The organism is Corynebacterium sp. HMSC08A12 (genome assembly GCF_001807485.1).
Lineage (GTDB): Bacteria > Actinomycetota > Actinomycetes > Mycobacteriales > Mycobacteriaceae > Corynebacterium > Corynebacterium evansiae.
The window spans coordinates 78600-103529 of sequence record NZ_KV789188.1 but is presented as its reverse complement, the minus strand read 5'-3'; the positions used below and the strand labels follow the sequence as shown (position 1 = coordinate 103529).

Here is a 24930-nt window from a genome sequence, read left to right as displayed (position 1 = left end):
GGGGGAAGATGATGCTGGGGGCGTCACAAAGAACAAAGAGCAACACACGGCCAGCGCAACAAAGCGACCACGAGCTGCTGCGCGGCCACAACGAGGGGCAACCCGGCGCGTTCCGCGAGCTGATCGACCGCCACCAACGCACGCTGTGGTGGGCGGTGCGGCGAGTCAACGTGCCCGAGGCTCACCAAATGGACGTTTACCAGGAGGGACTGCTGCGCGTGCACCGATTCGCCGCGCGCTTCAACGGGGAGCGCTCCGCCAGCGTGAGCACCTGGATGGCGACGATTATGCGCAACGCGGCGCTGTCATACATGCAGCGCTACAGCCGCGAAGCACAGCCGGGTCGCGAGGATTTCAACGAGCGTACGCGAACCCTGCCCGCGCGGGGGATGCGAGAGGAAGCGACGGTCGCCCGGTTGGATGTGCACCGCAGCCTGCGGCAACTTTCGCCCGAGATGCGTGACGTGATGGTGCTGACGGAGATTAGAGGGCTGAGCGAGGCGACAACCGCGGAGCAACTGGGGATTCCCGTGGGCACCGTGAAATCGCGGAAGAACCGAGCAAAAAGGATGATGTACGAGCACCTCGGCGGGGCAGAGGAATACGGAATGGCCGTGGCCGGTTAAACTGAGGTGAACAACATCTTCGACCTCAAAGGATAGATATGAACCAGCCATTCCTGCAGGCCAGCGGTATTCTCAACAATGATTCGAAGGGTGCCGCGGACGCGGATAATGCCAGCGCCACCAGTGCAGACGGCGCTGCGAACGCGGAGGCAGGCAAGGTTCACGACGTCATCATCATCGGCTCCGGCCCGGCCGGCTACACCGCCGCCGTGTACGCAGCACGCGCTGAGCTGAACCCGGTGGTTTTCGAGGGCGTGGAGTACGGCGGCCTGCTGATGCAGACCACCGAGGTGGAGAACTTCCCGGGCTTTCAGAAGGGCATTATGGGCCCGGACCTGATGGAAGAGATGCGCGCCCAGGCCGAGCGTTTCGGCGCTGACCTGCGCCAAGAGGACGTGGAGAAGGTCGACCTGACCGGCGAGATCAAGAAGGTGTGGGCCTATGGCGAGGAGTACCAGGCCCGTACGGTGATCCTGGCTACCGGTGCTGCTCCGCGCTACCTGCACGTTCCCGGCGAGCAGGAGATGCTGGGCCGCGGCGTATCCGCCTGTGCGACGTGCGATGGCTTCTTCTTCAAGGACAAGCAGATCGCCGTGGTGGGCGGTGGCGATTCCGCCATGGAGGAGGCCGACTTCCTGACGAAGTTCGGCGAGAACGTCACCATCATTCACCGCCGTGACGAGTTCCGCGCCTCCAAGATCATGGAGGAGCGCGCCCGTAACAACCCGAAGATCAAGTTCCTGACCAACGCGAAGGTCGTGGAGGTCAAGGGCGACAAGTCCGTGGAGACGCTGGTGGTGGAGGATACCCAGACCGGCGAGCAGAAGGACGTTGCGATGGATGCCATGTTCGTAGCCATCGGCCACGACCCGCGCACCACCGTCTTCGAGGGCCAGGTGGAGCTGCAGGAGAACGGGTACGTGAAGGTCGAGGAGCCCTCCACCCGCACTAGCCTGCCGGGCGTATTCGCAGCCGGCGACCTGGTGGATTCCCACTACCAGCAGGCCATCACCGCAGCCGGCTCCGGCTGCCGCGCCGCCCTGGACGCCGAGGCCTACCTCGCCACCCTGTAGAAGCACACTGGCTGCGGCAGGGCGCCGGCCTGTGGCGGGGCGCCGGCCTTGTAACGGACCACCGGCCCTGTAACGGATCGGACAAGTTCGGTCACCGTTAGGTAACTATGGCCGGTCGGACATAGGATATTTACACGTTGAAGGGTAACCTCCAACCTAAAGAAAAGCGCTCCCAACCAGGAGGTTTGTCGCCACTATGTCCGACATCGTGAACGTCACCCAGTCCAGCTTCAAGTCCGAGGTCGTCGAGGCTACCCAGCCTGTTCTAGTCGACTTCTGGGCCGAATGGTGCCGCCCTTGCCTAGCTATGACGCCCATTCTCGACGAACTGGCGGCGGAGTTCGATGGCAAGGCGAAGATTGCCAAGGTGAACGTCGATGAGGAGCGCATGCTGGGCGCTATGTTCCAGGTCATGTCCATCCCCGCCCTAATGATTTTCAAGGACGGGGAGAAGGTCGCGGAATTCACCGGCGCTCAGGATCGGGACACGCTGCGATCTGCGATTGAAGCGCAGCTTTAGAAAACAGCTGATAAAACACGCCTGACCTGCAAGTAAAGCAGATCGGCGGATTTGTCCCTAGAATTGCATCTATGACTCGCCACTGTCGGCGAAAGATCTTAAATGTGATTTGTCTCACAGTGGATACAGTGGCTTTAGTGCCGCGAAAGTTTGAAGAATTGGAGTGTTGAACCCAGTGGATCGTTTGCTTCTCCAGGTCGGCGACCGCAGCCCGCGCGTCGCTGAGGTCCGCGGCACCTTGGCGCGCCTCGGTCTGCTGGAAGGGTATGAAGGCGACACGACCGGCAGTAAGTCGCAGCGCTGGACCAGCGAGGAAGAAGTTTTCGACGAGGCCCTGGCGGAGGCGCTGAAGGCGTTTCAGCAGCAGCGTGGCATCATTGCCGACGGCACCATCACTCCCGGCACATTGCGTGCGCTACGTGAGGCCTCCTACACCCTGGGGGCGCGTGTGCTCTCGCTGCAGGGCAACCAGTTCGTCGGCGACGACGTGGCGCAGCTGCAGACTCAGCTGCACGACCTAGGCTTTTACACCAGCCGTGTGGATGGCCACTTCGGTCCGCGTACCCACTCCGCCGTGGTGAACTACCAGCTGAACTACGGGCTGAATAACGACGGGGTTGTCGGCCCAGACACCCTGCGCGCACTGTCTTACCTGGGGCGGAGGATCACCGGCGGCTCGCCTCAGTCCATCCGTGAGAAGGAGCAGATTCGCTCTGCCGGACCGCAGCTGACCGGCAAGCGTGTGGTGATCGACCCGGGCCTGGGTGGCTCGGACAAGGGATACATCGTTGACGGCCCCTTCGGACAGATTTCGGAGGAGGAGATCCTCTGGGACCTCGCCGGCAGGGTAGAAGGCCGTATGATCGCAGCGGGGATGGAGACGATTCTTTCGCGCCCCCGGTCTGCCAATCCCACTAACCAGGATCGTGCCAATATCGCGAATGCTTTCGGCGCAGACGTCATGATTAGCCTGCGCGCCGATATTTATCCGAATGAGAAGGCCAACGGCGCGGCTACGTTCTACTTCGGCTCGCTGACGGGCTACTCATCGATGGTGGGCGAGAAGCTCTCTGGCTTTATTCAGCGCGAGATTGTGGCCCGCACTCCGCTTCAGAACTGCTTTAACCACGGTCAGACGTGGGACATTCTGCGCCTAACCAGCATGCCGACGGTGCAGGTCGTGCCCGGTTACCTGACCAGCCCTAAGGATGTTGAGATCCTCACTGATCCTGCGATGCGCGATACCATCGCCGAGGCCATCGTTGTGGCCGTTAAGCGCCTATACCTGCTGGATAAGGATGTCCACGCTACTGGCACCTTTAGCTTTGTGGAGCTGCTACAGGAAGAGCTTCCGAACAAGTAGATTCTGCACCGGACTAGGCGCGGAGACCCGGTTGCTCGTCTCGCGCTGTCCAGTAGTCCCGAACGTTTCCGGAGTTTCAAGGCTTCCGAGCACCCCAGATGCTTTTGGCGTCCGGTTGCCACCGATAACCGTGGAGAGCTTCTCCGGTCCGTTGACCTGTGCGTGATCCTCCTCAGCGAAGTCCCCAAAAAGGCTATGCGACCCGCTGATCTCAAAGCGATAGCGCGGGAAGTGTCGGTGATGCTTGACCACCTTGAAACCCTCCGCCTCAAGGATGTCCTCGGAGAGCATCGGGGCACTATCCAGAATGTCCTCGTCTATCCCGTGGGTTTCCGCGGCCGTCTTCCAACCCCGATAGGATTCGGGCACATAATTCAGGGATTCAAGGGCACTGTACCTGCGATTTTGTTCCTCTGGTGACCACTTAGGCTCCTCCGGCTCTTCCTGCGCCGTCGGCCACGAAGCCTCACTAAGCTGCCTAGCAAGTTCCTCGTCAAAGTCCTCAACTCGAGCGAAAGCCTCCACGGCCTTCACCCCGCGACGGTGCGCCTCGGTAAGCACGGTATCGATGAGTTGATGCTCTAGGTATAGACCCATGTACGGCACAGCCACGTGCACCGTGCTCAGAAGGATTGCATCAGGGGAAATCGGTGCAGTTGGCAGGTTCGCAATGCCTAGCATATAGCGCGCGGGAGCAAAGAAAACCGTCGCAGCAGGGACCGGTCGGGTGCCTGCATCTCCGGTGCCGACGAATGCCGTGTATCCGCAGATTCCCCATTCCAGGAGGACGTTCTGCAGCCATACCTGCTTATCAAATACCGGGTCTTTGGACGAACTACTCTGATTCTCGTAGCCCGGGGGGAGCGCCCAGAATGTCGATGCCGCAGCACTGGGCTCGAGATCTTCGGAACACTGAGGAGTGATGGCTTTAATGTGTACTTCCACAGCGCTCCTTTCTGTTCATTGAAGACATCCAAGAGTCCCTGAAAGTAGCGAGTCTGGAATGCACAATCGGCTGCGTGCGGTTGGTTTCTACGAAGATCCTATAGGGCACCAATCGTTCCCGTGGCGAAATCGCTAGTTTCTTGCTACACAAAACCCCGATGTTTCACGTGAAACATCGGGGTTCAGAGTGGAGGATTCTGCGTTTAATAGTGGTTATCCACTCGGCGGTTCACCGCACGACCCGGGTGAGTGGGCTCCTCATTGGGGTAGCCGGCTGCCACTACGAGTGCGATCGAACGATCATCGCGCCCCTCGAGGCCAATTGCCTTCTTGACGCCCTCTTCGTTCCAACCGGTGGTGGGGGAGGTGGCAAGACCCTGTTCCTGGGCTGCAAGAAGCAAAAATCCAGCAACGAGCATGGCATCCCTGATACCAATTTCGCGCAGCTTCTCCGGGGACGCGGAGCCATTGAAGCCACGAACCTTCTCCGTAAGCTCTGCTCCCAGAACCTCTTCAGCGTCGTCAGGCACCACCTCGGAGCGGCCGACCACAACGAAGACGACCGGAGCATCCAGGAACTGCTGCTGTCCCGAAGCATCAAAAATCGCCTGCTTAACGGCCTGATCCTGGACTACTACCAGGTCACGCATCTGCGCGTTGAACGCGCTAGGGGCTTCAAGAGCATTCTCAACTACCCGATCCAAAACTTCCGTTGGAATCGCCTGGTCGGTGTACTGGCGCGTTGCCCGGCGGGTTGAAATGGCTTCGGTAACGGTCAAGGACATAGAAATTTGCTCCTTTTCTTAAGGTTAACTTCCGCTGGTTCAGTTTGTCTGGGTTGGCCTTCCGGTGGTTCTCTTAGTCTGAGTTAGCTACATGCCGGTTTGCTTTGTCTGGGTTTAGCTAAGCGTTTTAGTGCTTCTTAAACTTCAACAGCTCAATGATCCTGTCGAAGTCCTCAGGGCCTCCAAATTCAACAACGATCTTGCCCTTTTTCTTCCCCATTTGGACACTGACCTTGGTCTCCAATGCATCGGAGGCATTATCCACCCAGTTGGAGACATCTTCTGGCAGCTGTTGGGGGCTGCGTCCAGTAGCCTTCGTAGCACTGGCTGCCTTATCGCCACGGTTCAGGAGGGTCACCGCTTCCTCCGTGGCGCGCACGCTCAATCCCTCGCTTACAACACGGGTGGCAAGCTTCTCCTGTTCCTCAGCGCCGCTCTTTAAGCCCAGGAGAGCGCGAGCGTGACCCGCACTAAGGACTCCGGCGCCGACTCGCCGCTGCACGGATACAGGCAACTGGAGAAGGCGGATCATGTTAGTGATCAGAGGACGAGATCGACCGATCTTCTTAGCCAGCTGTTCCTGGGTTACGCCGAACTCCTCCATAAGCTGCTGATACGCCGCGGCTTCTTCCAGCGGATTCAACTGGACGCGGTGAATGTTCTCTAGCAGCGCGTCGCGCAGCATCTCGTCGTCTGCGGTCTCGCGGACGATGGCGGGAATTACTTCGAAACCCGCTCGCTTTGCTGCGCGCAGGCGTCGCTCACCCATAATGAGCTCATACGTGGAATCCTCGTCTGGGGCCCTGCGCACGACGATCGGCTGCATAAGCCCGAACTCCTTAATGGAGTGGACGAGCTCCTGAAGGGCCTCCTCGTCGAATACCTCGCGCGGCTGCTTTGCATTTGTACGAATGGCACCGAGGGGGAGCTCTTGGTAGGTTGCCCCGAAATCATCTTGCGATGTTTCACGTGAAACATTCACGTCGCTCGGGGTAGCGGAACGGTTCTCGATGGCGTCGCATTCCGTACCGGAAGCCTCTCGGATAACCGTACGCGAAGCGTCACTGTGACGTTTCGCGTCCATACTCGAGGTACCCCCCAGATTCTCATCAGGTCGATCAAAATTCGGCTTGTCAGAGTCACTTTGATCCGCTTGAGGGTTCACAGGGCTCTTCTGAGATCTGGCAGAATCTTCTACCGCGCGATCACCCTTGCCACCGTTACCGGACGATGAACCAGCATCGGCCTTCTTTCCACCGCTACCGATGCTCTTCCCGCTACCCAATACAATGTCGGCTGCACCATCCCCAAGAGAGGGGCGAGCAGGTCCGGTCGGGATGAGCGATGCAAGACCTCGACCAAGTCCGCCCCGTCGAGCATTGCCTACAGCGTTAGGAGAGGGCATCTGCGGCTTTCGAGAGCCACCACTGGACTTGGTTGCACTCAGAGCTCGCCCCGCTTCCGACGCTAAGCTTCTACCAGCATTTTCGGGCATCTTCGCGCCCGCCGGCGTTTTCTTCGGCAACGGACTCTCCTGACTCTGAGGTGAATTGGCCACATTGTGCGGCTTTGAAACTTTACGCGAATCCTTCGAAACGCTATTTTCGGCGGACTTTAGATCTTTCTTCGACAGTTTGGAATCCTTTTTATTGCGTTTCCCCACTATTACTCACCCTGATCATGAAGTTCGGGAGCAATTCCAATCGGCGCGGTTTCCGTTGTCGGGAGGTAATCGCCGCGCTGAGCGAATTCCTTAGCTGCGTCATAATAGGCAAGCGCCCCAGGGGCGCCGCCGTCGTACTGCAGCACTGTCATGTTGTAACTCGGAGCCTCGGATACCTTCACATTACGCGGAATATGGTTATCCAGAACCACGGATCCGAAGTGAGTTCGAACATCGTCGCTAACGTTCTGCGAAAGCCGTGTGCGACCATCATACATCGTTAAAAGTACGCCCGAAATGTGCAGGTTCGGGTTCAGGTTCTCGCGAATCATTGCGATGTTATCGATCAACTGGCTTACGCCTTCCAGGGCGTAGTACTCGCACTGAATTGGGATCAGTACCTCATCCACGGCCGTCATTGCGTTGATCGTGAGGAGCCCGAGGGAAGGGGGGCAGTCAATGAACACGTAATCGAAACCGTGCTCTTCGATCCATCCGTCGCTGAGCGCGGAGGAAAGTCGATACTCACGTCGAACTTCGTTAACCAGATTGATCTCGGCTCCCGCCAGATCGATGGTTGCTGGGACGCAGAAGATGTTCTCGTTCTCGTCGTTGCCCTGCATCACTTCATCGACAGACATCTCATTCAGCAGTACCTCATAAGACGAAGGCGTGCCGACATGATGCACCGCATCAAGTGCCGTCGATGCGTTGCCTTGAGGATCCAGGTCGATAACGAGCACCTTCATGCCCAAAAGGGAGAGGGACCACGCCAGGTTAACAGTAGAGGTCGTCTTGCCCACGCCACCCTTTTGGTTGGCAATGGTGATCTTCCTGCACTTCTCCGGCCTCGGAAGTTTGTTCCGATTCGGGTTCTTCAAGCGCGCAGCCTGTTGGGCAGCTCGCCCGATGGGTGTTTCATCCATGTCGAAGGTCGACATCTATGTCCAATCCTGAAGTCGAAAGATGATGTTTCACGTGAAACATCGAGGTGTATGTAAAGGATAGATCAGCCTCACAGAGGCCACAATGAGAGCCCTACTTGATGCGCGGAATAGTGATCACGTGTGTAGGTTCCGCCACCTTAGACTCGCCTACTAGCTGGATGGTTCCATCCCCGCCACCCGCTTTAGCAATCTCTTTGGCGTCTCGCTCGAGTTCCTCTGCGACCGAACCACCCTTAAGGGCCTTCATCGCTCCACCAACGCGCACCAGAGGCAGTGACCAACGGGTGAGTTTACCGAGCGGTGCCACAGCTCGAGACGTAGCAACATCTGCACCGCCCAAAGCTCTAACTACATCTGGCTCTTCGGCACGACCGCGGACGACCTCGCACCCCAGATCGAGTCGGTCGTTGATCTCGGACAGGAAGTTATAGCGTCGTAGCAGTGGCTCCAGGAGCTGAACCTTTAGATCCGGACGCGCGATCGCCAACGGGATACCTGGTAGACCGGCACCGGAGCCAATATCGACAACACGGCATCCCTCATCAATAACTTCCCCAAGGACAGCGGAGTTAAGTACGTGCCGCTCCCAGATACGTGGAACCTCGCGTGGGCCTAACAGTCCTCTTTCAATGCCGGCTGTTGCCAAGAACTCCGCATACTCCCGGGCAAGGGGAAGACGATCGCCGAAAACCTCCTGGGCGGCCGCTGGAGGTTCACCTAGTTCCGGGCTTTGAATGTTCACGTCGTCTCGATTTGCCATCTAGACACTCCTTCAACGGTGGGAGGTAGGGGCAATGTTTCACGTGAAACAATCCGGGTTGTTCCACACGATGTTTCACGTGAAACATTCGGCTTCTATTACTCCGCCCATTCTATAGTCCGTTGACCTCAAAGCAGCACCCGAGTCTTCAAGCCGCGAACGGATTGTGCAGAGAAACTAGAGAAAACAAAAGAACCGCCACCATAACGGTGACGGTTCAACGCGGTTTAGGGCTACTTCCGCTTCTTACCCTTCTTCTTGGGGTTATCCGGGCGGGCGCCGACTTTCGGAGCAGAGGTGCGCTTGGAAGCCGCGATAGCTTCTTTCTCCGCCTCCTCCTCAGCATCCATCTTCTTGTAGAGGAAGTACTGCTGCAGGTAGGACCACGTCATGTTGGTAGCCATGTACAGGGCAAGACCAACCTGCCAAGCGAAGCCACCCATTAGGTACAGAACCGGCATGACCCACAGCATCAGCTTTTGCATCATGTCCATCTGCATCTGAGACTGCATGGCCTTAGGGTCGTTAGCCTTAATCGGGTTCTCCGCACGGCGCTTTGCAGCACGATCCATAGACATGCGGGCCGAGAAGTGCATCAGCACGGAAGCCAGCAGCATCAGCGGGACAACGACCAGGATGATGTTGGTTCGGGTGAAGTCCACGTGACCATCCGCGGAGAACGCGCGGTAGTTGGCCGGGTCCATGGAGATAAAACCGGACAGGGGAGTACCGAAGATACGAGCGTCCAGGAAGGACTGAACCTCGTCCACACCGAAGAAGTAGTTCGGCGTATTACGAGTCTCCTCGACCGTCATTCCCAGCTGACCCACACCGGTGCCCGTGCGGTTGAAGGAACGAAGCACGTGGAACAGGCCAAGGAAGATCGGCATCTGCACAAGCATCGGCAGGCAGGAAGCCAACGGGTTTACGCCCATTTCCTTCTGCAGCTTGCGCATCTCAATCGCCAGCGTCTGACGATCGTTCTTGTACTTTCGCTGCAGCTCCTGCATCTTTGGCTGCATTTCTTGCATCTTGCGGCTGGAACGCAGCTGATTAGCCATCGGCTTCACCAAGAGGATACGAATGGTGAACACGAGGAACATGATTGCCAGCGCCCAAGTGATGCCCGAATCTGGGCTCAGGACGTAGCTGAACAGCTTATGCCAGAACCACAAAACGCCGGACACTGGATAATAAACAAAATCCATGGCGACTCGAGGTTTCTCCTGAAATTGATCTATTAAGGCCCGTAGGGCCGGCGCCGCCGATAGTTGGCGTCCAAAAAAGGAACACAGCTAGCGGCGCCGCCCGCCCCACGAGCACAGGGGACGACGAGGCGGGACAGGATCCCAACCTCCCGGATGCCAAGGCCCACAGCGGGCCAAACGACCCAACGCGAGAAGCGACCCCTTAATCAGGCCATGGCGGCCTATAGCGGTTAAGGCGTAGTTGCTGCACGTAGGATCAAAACGGCATGTTGGCCCCATTTTAAGGGGTGACACATAACTTTGGTAACCAAGGATCAATCGGCGAGCCATTCGGGCCCCGACACCCGGCCGACCATTACGACCATCACTACTGGTACTCGCATCACCATTGGGCGAGGGCTCGGACGTGGGAGAGTGGCCACTAGCGGGCGAGGGCTCGCCGGATGCAGCTGCGCACATCGCCGACCAACTCCTCAAAGCTCGCAGTGGCGCTCTTAGGCAACGCACGGATCACTACCGTGGTGCCGACGGGGAACTCCAGGCTGCCTTCCTGCAGCCCTTCGTCCAACACAGCACGGAAGGCATGACGAAGCTTCCGCGAGGTATTATGCCTGGTCACGGCGTTGCCGACCGCCTTCGAAACCACTAGCCCCATGCGTGGCCCGGCAGTCGCCCCCTCTTGCAACGGCAGCGGAAGCTCTTCGGCCCCGCCGCCACCCGCTAAAACGTGAACCACCACAGTGCGGCTACCCTTCTTCCGACCCTTCCGTATCGTCTGCCCAAACAAGGCAGTCGACCGAAGCCGGTGCTGGGGAGCTAGCACTGTGGTGGCTCTTTCTTACTTATTGACGCCCCTACGACAATCCACCCCAAGAGTATTGGGGTGGAGCGAACGTCTGTGCCTAATTTAGGCAGTCAGGGACTTGCGGCCCTTGTTGCGGCGTGCGGAAACGATGGCACGGCCGGCGCGGGTACGCATACGGGTACGGAAACCGTGCACACGTGCACGACGACGGTTGTTGGGCTGGAAAGTACGCTTGCCCTTGGCCACGGTACTTCACTCCTTAACTTTCGCTATCAGCGGACGAGCCACGTGCAGCCACAACAGACACCCAGCCCCTTCATGAGCTGGGATCAACGCTTAAGCCAGCGGCGCGCCCACAAATTTAAGTGGACAATTGCACCGGCAAAGTCCCGGAGGACCTAAGAGCCGGTACCGGAGGCACCCGATAGACAGCGTGGTGACCTGCTGTCGTACGTGGGTTGCCATAGACGAGTCAAGGATACGTGCTGTGACGGAAGTTATCCAAATTTTAGAAAGTCACTACGGTAACTAGCGCGAGAAGTGCCACCTCAATGGGCATAAAACCGCACCGCAATCACCCATTTCTGCCGCCGAAGTCTGGGTGTGAACAAAAACCCTTAAGGACGGAAACGGACTTCGTCAAATATCGATTGGCCTTGTGGAAAACTCCTCCACCCCCAAACATTAAACCTTTACTTTACACCTTATACATGCAGGTCACGGGCATTTTCACACTTTAATTAGAGTTATCCACAAGAGCGCTGTACCTTGGGGATAACATGTGCAGAGAAGTTATCCACAGGTGTGTATAACTGTGTGGAAACGCAGGACAATCGGTGTTTCGCACTGTGCACTGGGCCGTGAACAACTACAGAACAGCCCGACTAGCTAAACCACCCGTGGTTTAACCCCCGTTAACCTTTCGGCCACCCCCGACCAACCCTGGAGCCCCATGAGCCACTCGAATTTCTCCATCGAGGAACACTTCCCAGACATGTGGGATGCCATCATGCACGATTGGCTTGCCGATAGCTCGTCGGCTAATCCCGATCCGGACCTGCCGGCGATCTCCCCCAAGCAGCGCTCCCTGCTGCGCAAGGTCAGGCCGGTGGGGCTCATGGGCCGCATTGTGGTGCTGGAGACCCCGAACAAGTGGACCAAGGAATCGATCGAGAAAGACCTGATCGATCCCATCAAGCACGTCCTCAAGACGCGGCTGGATCTCTCCGTTAGCCTCGCCATCACCAGCACTAACGGGGAAACCGAGGATCGCGCCGAGGCAGCCAACGACAGCCACACCGATGCTGATGCTGCCGGCGATGCCCACGAAGGGGCGTCACAAAAAGGGTCGGTGGCAACCGCAGACGACCTTTCGATGTCGCAGGTAGAGGAGCTGGTCAACAAGGCCGAGCAGAGGGACGGCGCGGCGCAGGCTGGGGATAGCGCCGCGGCCGAAACTGCTGAGGAAGCGGCGCGGCGTCGGGAGCATGACGCCGACGAACTCGCCGGGCAATACGCTGCGTCGGAGAACCATATCGACCCGAACCCGTCTCCGACGCCTACGCGCTGGACGAACAAGGAGACCGCGCACCGTCCAGCCCCGCGGCATACTCCTTCCTCGCACACCTCTTCGCCCCATACCTCTTCGCCGCAGCCGTCCTCGAGTTTCAACGACGGGCTCGACGGCGAATCGCTGCTGAACAAGAACTACACGTTCGAAAACTTCGTGGTCGGCTCCTCGAATAACTTCGCCGCCGCGGCTTGCCGCGCCGTGGCCGAGGCACCGGCCAAGGCTTATAACCCCCTGTTTATCTGGGGCGAATCGGGCCTGGGCAAAACACACCTGCTGCACGCCATCGGGCACTACGCCAAAGAACTGCAGCCGAATATGCGGGTGAAGTATGTGAGCTCGGAGGAGCTGACGAACGACTTCATTAACTCGATTGCTAACGACACCCGTGAGTCCTTCAAGCGGCGCTACCGCAACCTGGACATGCTGATCGTGGATGATATTCAGTTCCTGCAGAACAAAGAGTCCACGCAGGAGGAGTTCTTCCACACGTTCAACGCACTGCACCAGGCGAATAAGCAGATCGTCTTGAGCTCCGACCGACCTCCCCGGCAGCTGACCACCCTGGAGGATCGCCTGCGGACGCGCTTCGAAGGCGGCCTGATTACGGACGTGCAGACTCCGGATCTGGAGACGCGCATTGCGATTCTGACGAAGAAGGCCGAATCCGACAACGTGCAGTTGCCGGAGGACGTGAAGGTGCTGATCGCCAGCCGCTACGAAAAGTCCATCCGCGAGCTCGACGGTGCTTTGATCCGCGTGACGGCCTACTGCGCGCTGAGCCACGAACCTTTGACGGTGGAGACCGCCGAGATTGCGCTGCGCGATATTTCGCCGGCGGATCAAGACGTGGAAATCGTACCGCAGCACGTCATCGAGGTAGTGGCGAACTACTTCAACCTGACCACGGACGAGCTGGTGGGGAAGGGTAGGGCCAAGAAGTTTGTGCAGGCCCGGCAGATCGCCATGTATCTGTGCCGCGAGCTGACGGATCTATCCCTGCCGAAGCTGGGAAGCGCATTTGGCGGCCGCGACCACACCACGGTGATGTACGCGGAGCGGCGCGTGCGGGAATCCCTGTCGGAGAACAAGAAGGTCTTCGATCAGGTGCAGGAACTAACACAAAAGATCAAGTCCCATGCCCGGGATTAGCTTCGTCGCCCGGTAGCAGCACCCCCGGCGGCAGAGCAGGGCGCGAGTTTCCCACAGTTTTCCCCAGATTCACCGAGTTATCCACAGCGAGCCTGGGGATAACTCACGAGGCTCTGACCTTTACTAGACCAGGATTCAACTGAGTTATCCACAATTCCACAGGGTTTTCCACAGATGTAATTTCAAAGTTGTAATTCAAGGGGTAGCGGTTTCGGCGGGCTCCGGGTGCGCCGCAGAGGATGAAAAGTTAGCTGCGTCACAAAACAGCGCCCCGCCCCCTGGGGAAAACTGCGCCTAAACTGGGTAAACAGCAGTGGAGAAGATGTGTACAACTCGCGACCCGCCGAAGTTATCCACAGTCGAGATCTGTTATTCACAGCTTGTCCACCGGATCATCAACACCCGAACCTGCGGTGCGACATGCATCGATTAGGGTTTGTGCACAGGATCCACAACACCTACTACGACTGCTATCTCTCTAAATAAAAGGGAATAAACAGAAATAGAGCTTGTGGGTTAATCTTGATCAGACGAACCTCGAGGCCCGCTAGACCCCGAGAACCTCGAAAACCACGAGAGCGACGAGAGCACGGAAGTTAGATTGAGCATGGATAGCCAAACAGTGAGTTTCATTGTTCCCAAGGATGACTTCGCATCCGCCCTCGGTTGGGTAGCCCGCTCCCTGCCTAGCAAGCCGACCCAGCCCATCCTGCGCGGCGTGATGATTGTCGCCGACGACGAAGGGTTGGAGCTTTCCGGATTCGACCGCGAGGTTTCCACTCGCGTGCGCATCAATGCCGAGGTCAACGAGCCCGGCAAGATTCTCGTAGCCGGCAAGCTGGCCTCCGACATCGTTGGCTCTTTGCCGAATAAGCCGATCAACATCGAGTTCGACGGCACTACCGTGACTCTCAAGACTGGCAAGTCCAAGTTCGAACTGCCCGCAATGACCATCGAGGATTACCCGGTTCTGCCGGAGCTGCCCGAGGTCACCGGCACTATCGACCCGAATCTCTTTGCGGAATCTATCTCGCAGGTCGCTGTGGCGGCCGGCCGCGACGACACCCTGCCGATGCTCACCGGCGTACACGTGGAAATCGACGGCGAGAATGTCATTATGGTCGCCACTGACCGCTTCCGCCTGGCCGTCCGCAGCTTCCAGTGGAATCCGGCGCAGGCCGACGCGCAGGCGAAGCTGCTGATCCCGGCTCGCACTCTGGCAGACACTGCGCGCTCCATGGATCCGAACAACACCGATCCCATCGAGATCGCAGTGGGTAGTGGCGAGGACATCGGCGCCGATGGCCTGCTGGGTATTTCCACCGAGTCGCGACACACCACCACGCGCCTGCTCGACGCAGAATTCCCGAAGTTCCGCCCGCTGCTGCCGAAGACGCACACCGCACTCGCAAGCGTGGAGATTGCCCCGCTGCAGGAGGCCATCAAGCGCGTCTCCATCGTCGCCGAGCGGAACTCCCAGATCCGGATGGACTTCAAGGACAACACCGTCACCCTTTCCGCAGGTGGCAGCGATGTCGGTTCCGCTACGGAAACCCTGGACTGCGCTTTCGCCGGCGAGCCGCTGGTCATCGCGTTTAACCCCAGTTACCTGAAGGAAGGCCTGGCCGCCATCCACACCCCGCGCGTGGTCTTCGGCTTCACCATGGCCTCCCGTCCCGCGATCCTGCTGCCGGATCCGGGCGAGCTGCCCGAGGCAGACGCAGAGGGTAACTTCGCAACCCCGGAGACGGACTTCACCTACTTGCTGATGCCGGTACGCCTGCCGGGTTAAGCCAGGCTAGGCCGAGGTTGATTCTCGAGGTTGTTTTTCTAGGTTGATTTCTGGCTAACCGTGTACGTCTCCAATCTTCGTCTGAGTAATTACAGGTCGTGGGAGGAACTCGACCTGCAACTCAGCCCTGGCATCACGATCTTTTCTGGCCCTAATGGCCACGGGAAAACCAATATCGTCGAGGCACTCGGTTACCTAGCCCATCTAAGCTCGCACCGCGTCAACACCGATGCCGCCCTGGTGCGGCGCGGGCAGGACATCGCCAACATCTCCGCCACCGCCGTGAACAATGGCCGCGAGCTCACCGCTCACCTGGCCATCCGCGCCCGCGGCTCGAATCGCGCGCACATAAACCGCGCTGCCATGAATTCCCAGCGGGATCTGCTGGGGGTTGTGCGAACCACGCTGTTTTCCCCGGAGGATCTGGCGCTGATCCGCGGCGAACCCGAGCAGCGGCGTCATTTCCTAGACACAATCATGATTTCCAGATACCCGCGCCTAGCTGCCGTGAAGGCGGACTACGACAAGGCCCTGCGCCAGCGGAACGCGCTGCTGCGGCAGTCGGCCTTCGCTCTGCGGCTTGTCGTCGGCGCCCCGAAGGGGGCCAGCCACAACCTCTCGGAGGACATCAAGGCCGATGCGGAATCCGCCCTGGCCACTCTCGATGTTTGGGATAGCCAGTTGGCCGCGCTGGGTGGGCAGATCATGTCGGCGCGGGTGCAGATCGTCCACGACCTTGCCCCGCACCTGCAGCAGACCTACCAATCATTGGCTCCACAGTCGCGCCCCGCGCACATGTCTTACACGTCCACCATCGATGCGGAGCTCGCTGACCTGGGCATTCGCCTGGGCGTTAGCGAGCCAGACCAGCCCACGGCGCTTCTCAGCCCCGAGATCGCCGAGGCCACGCTGCTGCAGGCCTTCGCCACCAAGCGCCCCCAGGAGGTCGAGCGCGGCACCACGCTGCTTGGTCCCCACCGCGACGACGTGAACTTGATCCTCGGCCACCAGCCAGCCAAGGGTTACGCCTCGCACGGCGAATCTTGGTCATTTGCCCTCTCGCTGCGGCTCGCCGCGTTTTTTATGCAGCGCGGGGACGGGGTTGAGCCCGTCGTGATCCTCGACGATGTTTTTGCGGAGCTCGATTCTTCTCGACGCCACCACCTCGTCGACCTCATTTCCAGCGCAGAGCAGGTCCTCATCACGGCCGCGGTGGATGAGGACATTCCAGATGCCCTGCGGGATGTAGCAAAGATCTACACTATTGATGAACTCAAGACTGCCGCGACGGAACGCATTGTGAAGGATGGCGAGGCCAATGGCGACTGACCCAGTAGCCCAAGCCCTCGCTGCCATGAAGAAGGCCGGTGGTTCCCCGCAGGCCGAGTTGCCGCTGGTGGCGTCACCAAAAAAGAACAAGAAGACAACGTTCCGCAAGGCGACCAGGTACAAGACCCGCATGGATGGGCGGCTCGATCGTAGTTACCGCGACCCGAAGCGTTTCGGTGCGCTAATTGGGCGCGAGATCAAGCGGCAGGGCTGGCAGCAGCGGGTGAGCGTTGCGCGGATCATGAACGCCTGGCCGGAGCTGGTGGGTGACAAGATCGCCGAACACACCCGCCCGGTGCGGTATGAGGAGGAAGCGCAGATCCTGGTGATCGAGTGCGATTCCACCCCGTGGACCACTCAGCTGCGCTACATGCAAACCGTAATTCTGCAGGCCATTGCCAAGCGTGCGGGCGAGGACGTGGTGGCGCAACTGCGAATCCAGGGGCCCAACATCCGCCGGCCGAAATACGGCAAGCTGCGCGTGCAAGGGCGCGGGCCGCGAGACGACTTCGGATGATCTAAACACAGCTCAAATAGCTCAAACGGCCTGTCCAATGGCACCTTTAGGCCCCCGACGCGCTAGAATGGGGTGGTTATTTACGCGCGAGAAAAGGAGTTTGACCCACCGTGGCTGAACCACAGAAGCAGAGCGACTACGGCGCGAGTTCAATTACGATCCTCGAGGGCTTGGAGGCCGTTCGCAAGCGCCCCGGTATGTACATCGGTTCCACCGGCGAGCGCGGCCTGCACCACCTGGTGTGGGAGGTTGTGGACAACTCGGTTGACGAGGCCATGGCGGGTTACGCCAAGGAAGTCAGCGTAACGCTGCTGGCCGACGGTGGCGTGGAGGTCATCGACGACGGCCGTGGTATTCCGGTGGAGGATCACCCGACCGGCCCGCCGACCGTGCAGGTTGTTATGACGCAGCTGCACGCGGGCGGCAAGTTCGACTCGGACTCCTATGCCGTATCCGGTGGTCTGCACGGTGTGGGTATCTCGGTGGTTAACGCCCTGTCTACCCGCATGGAGACTGAGATTAAGCGCGATGGGTACCTGTGGCGTCAGAACTTCAACGAGGCTGTGCCCGAGGAGCTGCAGCAGGTGAAGAAGGCCCGCGGTAGCGGAACGAAGCAGCGCTTCTGGCCGGACCCGGAGATCTTCGAGACCGTCGAGTTCAACTTCGATACTGTGGCGAAGCGCCTGCAGGAGATGGCCTTCCTGAACAAGGGCCTGACCATTAAGCTCGTCGACGAGCGCGAGAACCTCGAGGACGACGAAGAGCTGGAGACCGCAGCCGAGGATGCGGCGGCACCGAAGTCCGCCGAGGAAAAGGCGGCAGAGGCAGAGAAGAAAAAGGGTCCGCGCACCCGCGTCTTCCACTACCCGGAGGGCCTGAAGGACTACGTCGCCTACATCAACCGCAAGCGCACCGCGATCCACCCGACCATCATCTCCTTCGACGTGGCCGAGGAGGACCACGAGGTAGAGGTTGCGCTGCAGTGGAACAGCGGCTTTAGCCAGTCCGTTCACACCTTCGCCAACACCATCAACACCTTCGAGGGTGGTACGCACGAGGAAGGCTTCCGCGCCGCGCTGACCTCCCTGATGAACCGCTACGCCCGCGAGCACAAGCTGCTGAAGGCCAAGGATCCGAAGCTTAGCGGTGACGACGTGCGCGAAGGCCTCGCGGCGGTTATCTCTGTGCGCGTCGGCGACCCGCAGTTCGAGGGTCAGACGAAGACCAAGCTCGGCAACACCGAGATCAAGGGCTTCGTGCAAAGGGCCGTGAACGAGCACCTGGCGGATTGGCTGGATGCCAACCCGGCGGAGGCGAAGGCCATCGTGGACAAGGCGGTGGCCTCCGCCCACGCTCGCGATGCCGCTCGCAAAGCCCGCGACATGGTGCGCCGCAAGTCCGCCTCCGACATCGGCGGCCTGCCGGGCAAGCTGGCCGATTGCCGTTCCCGCGATCCGAAGCTCAGCGAGCTGTACATCGTGGAGGGCGATTCCGCAGGTGGTTCCGCGAAGTCCGGTCGCGATTCCATGTACCAGGCCATCCTGCCGCTGCGCGGCAAGATCCTGAACGTGGAGAAGGCCCGCATGGATAAGGTTCTGAAGAACAACGAGGTCCAGGCCATTATTACGGCCCTGGGCACCGGCATCCACGACGAGTTCGACATCAAGAAGCTGCGTTACCACAAGATTGTGCTGATGGCCGACGCCGATGTGGATGGCCAGCACATCGCCACGCTGCTGCTTACCCTGCTGTTCCGCTTCATGCGTCCACTGGTGGAGGAGGGCTACGTGTACCTGGCCCAGCCACCGCTGTACAAGCTGAAGTGGGCCAAGGGCGAGCCGGGCTTTGCCTTCAGCGACCGCGAGCGCGACGAGCAGCTCGAGGAGGGCCTGGCTCAAGGCCGGAAGATCAACAAGGACGACGGCATCCAGCGCTACAAGGGTCTGGGTGAGATGAACGCCAAGGAGCTGTGGGAAACCACCATGGACCCGACGGTGCGCACCCTGCGCCGCGTGGACCTGGAGGATGCCGCGGCCGCCGACGAGATCTTCAGCGTGCTGATGGGTGACGATGTTGTGGCTCGCCGCAGCTTCATTACCAAGAACGCGCGCGACGTGCGCTTCCTTGATGTTTAATCGAGTGTTGTGAGCGATTCGAAACACCAAGGGAAAACCACTCGTACGCAGCCGCGCCGCGAGCCGACCCTGCTGCCGGTTGAGATGGCCGACGGCACCACGTCGCAGGTTCGCCTGTTCCTGCCCGGCACGGCGAAGGTGGGGGAGGAAGGTACGGACGCCACCGCCTCCAGCAGCGCTGCGAACTCAGCGAACAGCCCAGCGGATGCCGCGTGGGATCGTGCCCGCCCGCTGATCGTGGTCTGGCCGGGCTTTGGAATGGGTGCCCGCTATTACGACCCAATCGCCTGGGAGTTGGCGGACCGGGGATACCCGGTGGTTACCGGCGAGCTGCGTGGGCAGGGTAGTTCCACGGCCGTGGCCACCCGCAAGCACCAGTGGGGTTACCACCACCTGGCCTCTGAAGATTATCCGCGAACGATTCGGGCTGCGAAGGAAGCGTTGGGCGTCAATAAGGATCACCCCACGTTAATGCTTTGCCATTCGATGGGCGGACAGATCGGTGCGCTGTTTCTTGCGCGCCCCGAGGCTGCAGAGCTGGGCATTCGCGGGATGATGGGCGTGGGATCCGGCACTCCGTATTACAAGGGGTTTGAGGGTAAGCAGCGTACGCGCCTGCGCTTCGGTACCTACCAGATCATGCTGAATATCCTGCTGTTTGGGTACCAGCCGGCGGGCGTGTTGGATTTGGCGGGCTATGGGCGCCAATCGGGTACGCAGCTGCGTGAGTGGTTCCGTTATGGGCAAACAAACCGCCTGCACAAGCTGGCGGATCAAGACATGGACTACGAAGAGGCGAAGAAGTCCGTGCGCACCCCGGTGCTGCTGACGCGCTGCGCGAACGACGAGGATTGCCCGATAGCTTCCGCGGAGAACCTGGGGTCGGAGTTGCCTGCCGATGTGGTGCAGGTGGAGGAGCTCGATTCGCAGCTGGGGCATAACCGTTGGGCGCGGGAGCCGGAGTTGGTTTCCGATCGGCTGGAAGAGTTCTGGCGGGGGATGGCCGACTAGCGGTGCGCCCGGAGCGTGCCTAAAGCATCCGAAGGTATGGGAAAACCCGCAGCCCTTCCAGAGTGAGAAGGAGCCGCGGGTTCGTGGGTTCAGCGGAAGGCGTGATCCGCTTTTCCGTGATTACGCAGTAGAAGCGTGAGTTATGCCTGGCGGCGAGCGAACATCATCCAAGCGCCTGCGACCATGGAGATCAGAGCCAGGCCAGCCAGGATGGAGATCTCCGGCTTAACGCCGGTGTTAGCCAGCTGAACGTTGCGCTCTGCCGGTGCCTCAGCGTCTGCAGCCGGAGCCTCTGCGGCCGGTGCCTCAGCCTCGCCCTCGGCTGGAGCCTCAGCTGCCGGAGCCTCGATGTCCTCCTTGGCCGGTGCCTCTTCGCCCTCAGCCGGAGCTTCTTCCTTCTCGCCGTCCTTGGGAGCCTCAGCCTCGTCGTCGGCCTTGTCCTCGCCCTTGTCGCCGGCGTTACCCAGGACTGCACCCAGAACGCCCAGGCCAACGATGGTGCCACCGATGCCAGCAGCGATCTTGTCTTCCTTGCTCATGTTGGAGGAGCCGGCCGGCTCGTCCTCGGTGCTGTCGTCACCGGTCTGGTCGTCTTCGTTGCCGTTCTCGTCGCCCTCGCCTTCGCCCGGCTGCTCGCCCTCGGCCGGAGCCTCCGGAGCCGGGGAGCCTCCCTCTTCCTGAGCGTTAGCAACCGGGGTCAGCAGGGCTGCGGAAGCCAGGGCGGTAGCAGCGGCGGTAGCGGTGATCTTCTTGGACAGCTTCATGTCTTTCTCCTGTGTTTTCGTGTGTAGCCAAACCGTTTGGCTTCTGGGTGAAACGTCGGACATTTTTAAAGTAGCTTTCGCCCTGGGATTTTTCAGTGCTAGAAATTACAAAAATCCCTGCTCAGGTGGGTTAACAAGGCTTTCTCTTTAAAGAGACTGGTCAGCGCGATATTGCACATATGCGCAACTTTTCACACCAGCCACTTTAGTTTACCCACTTATGGGGGTAACTGACGTATTAACAATTCATTTATAAGTTCCAAATCAGTTCAAGCCGTAGAGACGATCCTGTCTCGAATTCACCTAACGCGGCGGGAAAGGTGGCGTCACAAAGCCTCCAAAGCACAGGAAACCCACAACAAGGGGGTAGAATAGATAGGTCTGAAGGCTAAACAGAAAGGCTTCTCAAAACAGTGAGCGACGACAACAACGGTAGCGACAACCTCTTTGATCGAATCACACCGATCGATCTGCAGGAGGAAATGAAGTCCAGCTACATCGATTACGCCATGAGCGTGATCGTCGGACGCGCCCTGCCCGAAGTCCGTGACGGTCTGAAGCCCGTGCACCGACGCATCCTCTACGCGATGTTCGACAACGGCTACCGCCCCGAGCGCAGCTATGTGAAGTCCGCAAAGCCTGTCGCCGACACGATGGGTAACTACCACCCGCACGGCGACAGCGCGATCTACGACACCCTCGTACGTCTGGCTCAGCCGTGGTCCATGCGTTACCCGCTGGTCGACGGCCAGGGCAACTTCGGTTCCCGCGGTAATGACGGCGCGGCCGCCATGCGTTACACCGAGTGCCGCATGACGCCCCTGGCGATGGAGATGGTGCGCGACATCCGCGAGAACACCGTCGAGTTCCAGCCCAACTACGACGGCAAGACCACCGAGCCGACAGTGCTGCCGTCCCGCGTGCCGAACCTGCTGATGAACGGCTCCGGCGGCATCGCCGTGGGTATGGCTACCAACATTCCGCCGCACAACCTGAACGAGCTGGCGGAGGCCATCTACTGGCTGCTCGACAACCCGGAGGCTGAGGAAGCCGACGCGCTGGAAGCCTGCATGGAGCGGGTGAAGGGACCGGACTTCCCGACCGCCGGCCTGATCGTCGGCGACAAGGGCATCCAGGACACCTACCGCACCGGCCGTGGCTCCATCCGCATGCGTGGCGTGACCAGCATTGAGGAAGAAGGCAACCGCCAGGTCATCATCATCACCGAGCTGCCCTACCAGGTGAACCCGGACAACCTGGTGGCTTCTATTGCGGAGCAGATCCGCGACGGCAAGATCGCCGGTATCTCCAAGATCGACGATGAATCCTCCGACCGTGTGGGCATGCGCATCGTCATCACTCTGAAGCGCGACGCTGTGCCGCGCGTGGTGCTGAACAACCTGTACAAGCACTCCCAGCTGCAGACCAGCTTCGGCTCCAACATGCTGTCCATCGTGGACGGCGTGCCGCGCACCCTGCGCCTGGACCAGATGCTGCGCCACTACGTGGACCACCAGATCGACGTAATCGTGCGCCGTACCCAGTACCGCCTGGATGAGGCCGAAAAGCGCGCTCACATCCTGCGTGGCCTGGTGAAGGCGCTGGACATGCTGGACGAGGTCATCGCCCTGATCCGTCGCTCCCCGACGGTGGACGAGGCCCGCACCGGCCTGATCGACCTGCTGGATGTCGACGAGGTGCAGGCAGACCACATCCTGGCTATGCAGCTGCGCCGCCTGGCCGCGATGGAGCGCCAGAAGATCATTGACGAGTTGGCGGAGCTGGAGGAGACGATCGCCGACCTGAAGGCGATCCTGGAATCCCCGCAGCGCCAGCGCGACATCGTCCGCACCGAGCTGGCTGAGATCGTGGATAAGTACGGCGATGAGCGCCGCACGCAGATCATCGCCGCTTCCGGCGACGTGTCCGAGGAAGACCTAATTGCCCGCGAGAACGTGGTTGTGACCATCACCTCCACCGGCTATGCGAAGCGCACGAAGGTGGATAGCTACCGCAGCCAGCGCCGCGGCGGCAAGGGCGTGCGTGGCGCCGAGTTGAAGCAGGATGACGTGGTACGCCACTTCTTTGTCTGCTCGACGCACGACACGATTCTGTTCTTCACCAACTTCGGCCGCGTGTACCGCTTGCGCGCCTTCGAGCTGCCGGAGGCCACCCGCACGGCCCGTGGCCAGCACGTGGCTAACCTGCTGGAGTTCCAGCCGGGCGAGCAGATCGCCCAGGTTATCCAGATCCAGTCCTACGAGGATGCCCCGTACCTGGTGCTGGCTACCGCTCACGGCCGGGTGAAGAAGTCCCGCCTGACGGATTACGACACTGCCCGTTCCGGCGGCCTGATTGCCATCAACCTCAACGAGGGCGATCGCCTGGTCGGTGCGCAGCTGTGCACCGCCGAGGACGACCTGCTGCTGGTCTCCGAAGAGGGCCAGGCTATGCGCTTCACCGCCGACGATGAGACGCTGCGCCCGATGGGTCGCGCTACCGCCGGTGTGAAGGGCATGCGCTTCCGCGAGGAGGACCAGCTGCTGGCGCTGACGGTCGTGGCAGAGGATTCTTCCCTGTTCGTGGCTACCTCCGGCGGTTACGGCAAGCGCACTCCGATGGAGGAGTACCCGACGAAGGGCCGTGGCGGCCTGGGCGTGGTTGCGTTTAAGTACGACAAGAAGCGCGGCAAGCTGATCGGCGCGCTGACGGTCAACGACGACGACGAGATCCTGGCCATGACCTCCAACGGCGGTGTGATCCGCACCGAGGTCAGCCAGATCCGCCACAGCGGCCGCGCGACGATGGGCGTGCGCCTGGTGGACCTGGCCAAGGGCAACGAGCTGGTTGCCGTGGACCGCAACGTGGAGGAAGAGGCAGAGGAGTCTGCCGAGGCCACCGCGAAGGCGGAAACGGAATCCGAGTAGGCCGAGTACCCCGGGCAGTCCGGGTAGGCCTGCAGGGTAAGCATTGAACCGAAGTAGCCTGGCGGTCGATACCGCTAGGCTACTGTCGTAAAGGCATAAAAGAGCACAACCGAGCACGAACGAGTACTGAAGAGTACGAACAAGTACGGAGATGCGATGACGCACAAAACGCCCCCGCCGAACGCGAAGAACGCGAAGAATGCCAAGAACGCGCAGGCCAAGAGCGCCAAGAACGCAGCGAACGCGCAGAATGCGAAGGCAAAGAACGCAAAGAACGCGAAGGCAACGGCGGATAAGGCTAAAAACGCTCCGGCGGAGAAGGCCAAGGCGCCGGTGCAGGATCAGGCTGCGGTGAAGAACCAGGCCACCTCGAAGGCTGGTGACAAGGCCGCCGCGGAGACCGGGCAGAAGGCTACCGCGAATGCCGATCAGAAGGCGCCGGAGACCAACGCGGCTACCCAGCCCGCTCAGCCCGACAATAAGCCCAGCAAGCCCAACAAACCCGGCAACCCGGCCAAGCGGGGCGTGCAGCGCACAATCACGTACATCGAGCCGATCAGTGCCCTGAAGATGGCCCTTATCTTCAACTTGGCGCTGTTTGCGGTGTGGTTTGTGGCTATGGCGCTGATCTACATCGTTCTTGGCGCTGCGGGCACGTGGGACCGTCTGGATTCGTTGATTGGTGACCTGACGGATTCCTCCGGCATGTCCGCCGGAATGTACTTCGGTGGTGTTGTGGCCATTGGTCTTTTCGAGGTCGTGCTCTTCACCCTTCTGGCGCCCGTTGCCGCGCTGATCTACAACGCCTCGTCGAGCATTCTGGGCGGTCTGCGCATCCAGCTGGATCGCTAACTCTTTTGTTCTTTTTGACGCCCACTTTCCGGCCATAAAAACCGCTACTGAACAGGCGATTTGGTGATTGGCCGGGTTGGTGGGTAATGTTTCTACTCGTTCGAGGGCCTATAGCTCAGGCGGTTAGAGCGCTTCGCTGATAACGAAGAGGTCGGAGGTTCAAGTCCTCCTAGGCCCACCATCGAA

The 24930-nt window shown here is 60.0% G+C and carries 22 protein-coding genes and 1 tRNA gene; 13 read left to right on the top strand and 10 right to left on the bottom strand.

The annotated features are described in order from the left end of the window. Positions 1 to 8 precede the first annotated feature (8 nt). The 4 genes from HMPREF3166_RS07880 (at position 9) to HMPREF3166_RS07865 (ending at position 3582) form a co-directional block, all read left to right on the top strand. Positions 9 to 626 (top strand): RNA polymerase sigma factor, encoded by a 618-nt coding sequence (locus HMPREF3166_RS07880; protein ID WP_049050554.1) that lies wholly within the window; start codon positions 9 to 11, stop codon positions 624 to 626. Positions 627 to 664: 38 nt separating this feature from the next. After that, on the top strand, positions 665 to 1699 hold the full coding sequence (trxB, locus tag HMPREF3166_RS07875) for a thioredoxin-disulfide reductase (RefSeq protein WP_049050553.1): 1035 nt from the start codon (positions 665 to 667) through the stop codon (positions 1697 to 1699). 196 nt (positions 1700 to 1895) lie between these two features. Next, positions 1896 to 2219 (top strand): thioredoxin, encoded by a 324-nt coding sequence (trxA, locus tag HMPREF3166_RS07870; RefSeq protein WP_035003263.1) that lies wholly within the window; start codon positions 1896 to 1898, stop codon positions 2217 to 2219. A gap of 175 nt (positions 2220 to 2394) precedes the next feature. Then, positions 2395 to 3582, top strand: a complete 1188-nt coding sequence (locus tag HMPREF3166_RS07865; protein WP_035003397.1) for an N-acetylmuramoyl-L-alanine amidase — start codon at positions 2395 to 2397, stop codon at positions 3580 to 3582. Here the strand turns inward: HMPREF3166_RS07865 and HMPREF3166_RS07860 are convergent. From HMPREF3166_RS07860 to rpmH, 9 genes are all read right to left on the bottom strand, one after another. Further along, positions 3556 to 4527 (bottom strand): hypothetical protein, encoded by a 972-nt coding sequence (locus HMPREF3166_RS07860; RefSeq protein WP_035003266.1) that lies wholly within the window; start codon positions 4525 to 4527, stop codon positions 3556 to 3558. The genes HMPREF3166_RS07865 and HMPREF3166_RS07860 overlap by 27 nt on opposite strands. 203 nt (positions 4528 to 4730) lie before the next feature. After that, positions 4731 to 5312 (bottom strand): nitroreductase family protein, encoded by a 582-nt coding sequence (locus HMPREF3166_RS07855; RefSeq protein WP_049050551.1) that lies wholly within the window; start codon positions 5310 to 5312, stop codon positions 4731 to 4733. A 127-nt stretch (positions 5313 to 5439) separates the two neighbouring features. After that, on the bottom strand, positions 5440 to 6717 hold the full coding sequence (locus tag HMPREF3166_RS07850; RefSeq protein ID WP_035003270.1) for a ParB/RepB/Spo0J family partition protein: 1278 nt from the start codon (positions 6715 to 6717) through the stop codon (positions 5440 to 5442). A 260-nt stretch (positions 6718 to 6977) separates the two neighbouring features. After that, positions 6978 to 7916: a ParA family protein gene (locus HMPREF3166_RS07845; RefSeq protein WP_035003272.1), complete on the bottom strand. Its 939-nt coding sequence runs from the start codon at positions 7914 to 7916 to the stop codon at positions 6978 to 6980. 97 nt (positions 7917 to 8013) lie between these two features. After that, entirely contained in the window at positions 8014 to 8682 is a 669-nt protein-coding gene (gene rsmG, locus HMPREF3166_RS07840) for a 16S rRNA (guanine(527)-N(7))-methyltransferase RsmG (protein ID WP_035003274.1), read from the bottom strand. A 233-nt stretch (positions 8683 to 8915) separates the two neighbouring features. Beyond that, positions 8916 to 9890, bottom strand: a complete 975-nt coding sequence (yidC, locus tag HMPREF3166_RS07835) for a membrane protein insertase YidC (RefSeq protein WP_070488564.1) — start codon at positions 9888 to 9890, stop codon at positions 8916 to 8918. Between the two features lie 87 nt (positions 9891 to 9977). Beyond that, entirely contained in the window at positions 9978 to 10220 is a 243-nt protein-coding gene (yidD, locus tag HMPREF3166_RS10010) for a membrane protein insertion efficiency factor YidD (RefSeq protein ID WP_080722668.1), read from the bottom strand. Positions 10221 to 10311: 91 nt separating this feature from the next. Next, a complete protein-coding gene (gene rnpA / locus HMPREF3166_RS07830; protein ID WP_070488562.1) occupies positions 10312 to 10713 on the bottom strand; it encodes a ribonuclease P protein component in 402 nt (133 codons plus the stop codon). 84 nt (positions 10714 to 10797) lie between these two features. Then, on the bottom strand, positions 10798 to 10941 hold the full coding sequence (gene rpmH, locus HMPREF3166_RS07825) for a 50S ribosomal protein L34 (protein ID WP_005292556.1): 144 nt from the start codon (positions 10939 to 10941) through the stop codon (positions 10798 to 10800). Positions 10942 to 11647: 706 nt separating this feature from the next. On the opposite strand from rpmH, the gene dnaA reads away from it, so the two are divergent. The 6 genes from dnaA to HMPREF3166_RS07795 all read left to right on the top strand — a co-directional run bounded on the left by dnaA (position 11648) and on the right by HMPREF3166_RS07795 (position 20201). Continuing rightward, positions 11648 to 13417 (top strand): chromosomal replication initiator protein DnaA, encoded by a 1770-nt coding sequence (dnaA, locus tag HMPREF3166_RS07820; protein WP_070488560.1) that lies wholly within the window; start codon positions 11648 to 11650, stop codon positions 13415 to 13417. A gap of 607 nt (positions 13418 to 14024) precedes the next feature. Continuing rightward, the gene (gene dnaN, locus HMPREF3166_RS07815) at positions 14025 to 15209 is read left to right on the top strand and encodes a DNA polymerase III subunit beta (protein WP_034985185.1); all 1185 of its coding nucleotides are present in this window, start codon (positions 14025 to 14027) and stop codon (positions 15207 to 15209) included. Between the two features lie 60 nt (positions 15210 to 15269). Next, a complete protein-coding gene (recF, locus tag HMPREF3166_RS07810; RefSeq protein WP_070488558.1) occupies positions 15270 to 16538 on the top strand; it encodes a DNA replication/repair protein RecF in 1269 nt (422 codons plus the stop codon). Then, a complete protein-coding gene (locus HMPREF3166_RS07805) occupies positions 16528 to 17055 on the top strand; it encodes a DciA family protein (protein ID WP_246816967.1) in 528 nt (175 codons plus the stop codon). Before recF ends, HMPREF3166_RS07805 begins: the two co-directional genes overlap by 11 nt. Before the next feature lie 110 nt (positions 17056 to 17165). Next, the gene (gyrB, locus tag HMPREF3166_RS07800) at positions 17166 to 19190 is read left to right on the top strand and encodes a DNA topoisomerase (ATP-hydrolyzing) subunit B (protein WP_035003291.1); all 2025 of its coding nucleotides are present in this window, start codon (positions 17166 to 17168) and stop codon (positions 19188 to 19190) included. 9 nt (positions 19191 to 19199) lie between these two features. Then, the gene (locus tag HMPREF3166_RS07795) at positions 19200 to 20201 is read left to right on the top strand and encodes an alpha/beta fold hydrolase (protein WP_246816966.1); all 1002 of its coding nucleotides are present in this window, start codon (positions 19200 to 19202) and stop codon (positions 20199 to 20201) included. A 140-nt stretch (positions 20202 to 20341) separates the two neighbouring features. Here HMPREF3166_RS07795 and HMPREF3166_RS07790 read toward each other — a convergent pair whose 3' ends face one another. Further along, on the bottom strand, positions 20342 to 20965 hold the full coding sequence (locus HMPREF3166_RS07790; protein WP_070488554.1) for a cell surface protein: 624 nt from the start codon (positions 20963 to 20965) through the stop codon (positions 20342 to 20344). Positions 20966 to 21378: 413 nt separating this feature from the next. Between HMPREF3166_RS07790 and gyrA the strand changes: the two genes are divergently transcribed. The 3 genes from gyrA (at position 21379) to HMPREF3166_RS07775 (ending at position 24925) form a co-directional block, all read left to right on the top strand. Further along, on the top strand, positions 21379 to 23892 hold the full coding sequence (gene gyrA, locus HMPREF3166_RS07785) for a DNA gyrase subunit A (protein ID WP_070488552.1): 2514 nt from the start codon (positions 21379 to 21381) through the stop codon (positions 23890 to 23892). Positions 23893 to 24048: 156 nt separating this feature from the next. Further along, positions 24049 to 24744, top strand: coding sequence for a DUF3566 domain-containing protein (locus tag HMPREF3166_RS07780; protein ID WP_070488550.1), 696 nt, complete (start codon positions 24049 to 24051; stop codon positions 24742 to 24744). A gap of 104 nt (positions 24745 to 24848) precedes the next feature. Next, positions 24849 to 24925: transfer RNA gene (locus HMPREF3166_RS07775), tRNA-Ile, on the top strand. The last annotated feature ends 5 nt before the right edge of the window (positions 24926 to 24930 follow it).